The 1,423-nt window shown below is 59.2% G+C and carries 1 protein-coding gene; it reads left to right on the top strand.

All coding sequences use genetic code 11. The features are described 5' to 3' along the window. The first annotated feature begins 48 nt into the window (after positions 1–48). Positions 49–1,269 carry an IS701 family transposase gene (locus GA0061102_RS32460; RefSeq protein ID WP_092856895.1) on the top strand — a complete coding sequence of 407 codons (1,221 nt, stop codon included), beginning with the start codon at positions 49–51 and terminating at the stop codon, positions 1,267–1,269. Positions 1,270–1,423 lie beyond the last annotated feature (154 nt).

Raw genomic sequence — 1,423 nt, 5'->3', positions numbered from 1 at the left:
TAGCATTACAGTTGCATTTTTATGCATAGCCTGAATCTATATGTCTCCATGATTCGGAGGTCATGGATGACAGGAGCATCGATAGAGACGACGCTGGAGCTTTGGGCGTCTTCGTTACGAGATGTGAAAGCGCGAATGCGGCCGCTGTTCACACAGGAGCGGGTGGCGAATTCAGCGAGCCAATTTCTGGACGGTTTGCTGGGAGAAGAGCGACGCAAGACGGGTTGGATGCGGGCGGAGGCAGTCGGCGATCCCGGCCCTTGGCGGCAACAGGCTATTTTAGGGCGTGGTCATTGGGACGCGGATGCCTTGCGCGATATCGTGCGCGACTACGCCCTTGAGACGCTGGCCGATACTGATGGAGTGCTGGTGATCGACGAAACCGGTTTTCTCAAGCAGGGCAAGGCATCCTGTGGTGTCGGCCGGCAATATACAGGTTCGGCGGGCAAGATCACCAATTGCCAGATCGGCGTGTTCGCATCGTATGTCTCCCGCCATGGTCATGCCTTCATCGATCGGGCGCTCTATCTGCCGAAGGTCTGGACGGAGGACCAGAACCGTATGGCCAGGGCTCATGTGCCGGACACTGTCAGCTTTCTGACCAAGCCGGCACTGGCGCTGACGATGATCGCGCGGGCGATCGCTTCGGATGTGCCATTTTCCTGGGTGGCTGCCGACAGTGTCTATGGCGTGGGCGACATCGAAATGGCGCTCAAGCGAGCCGCCAAGGGCTACGTGCTGGGCGTGAACGCCAATCATCTCTTTCGATCATGGGGCAAACCGTTGGCCGTTGCCGGGACAGCGAAGGACATCGCCGAAGCCCTACCTGACGATGCCTGGCGACGCCTGTCGGCAGGCGATGGGACCAAGGGAGCGCGATTGCATGATTGGGTCTATCTCGAATTGGCCGACCTCGATGCCGATGATTTCGACGCGGCATTCCCCGGCATCTGGACACGGGGGCTGCTGATCCGCCGCAAGATCGCCGACGGCGATCTCGCTTTCTTCTCCACATGGTGCCCGATTGGTACATCCATGGAAAAGCTGGTGACCGTGGAAGGCCACCGCTGGGCCATCGAAGACAGCTTCGAAACCGCCAAGAACGAGCTCGGCCTTGACCACAATGAGACCCGCTCCTGGCACGGCTGGTATCGCCATGTCTCGCTGGTCATGCTCGCATTCGCCATGATGGCGGTCATTCGTCATCGCGCCAACACTATGCCACCCCCAAAAACGAGGCGGCGCTTAGGACCCGGCATCAGCAATTGATCCGCTGGTCGATCCAGGAAATCCGCCGGATCGCAACACGCCTCGCACGACGGCGAATTGAACCTTCAGCCGTCATCGCATGGTCGCTTTGGCGACGGGCACACCAAGCCGCAGCAAGGCAAGCGCATCTCAGGTCAAAAATGCAACTGTAATG

The sequence above is a fragment of the Martinezella miluonensis genome (assembly GCF_900094545.1).
In the GTDB taxonomy this organism is placed as follows: Bacteria; Pseudomonadota; Alphaproteobacteria; order Rhizobiales; family Rhizobiaceae; genus Rhizobium; species Rhizobium miluonense.
Note: the sequence above shows the minus strand (reverse complement) of the source record. Positions and strands in the feature narration are given on the sequence as shown.

Coding starts and splice junctions, on each gene's coding strand:
- GA0061102_RS32460 (WP_092856895.1), top strand. CDS start 49: ATGATTCGGAGGTCATGGATGACAGGAGCATCGATAGAGACGACGCTG.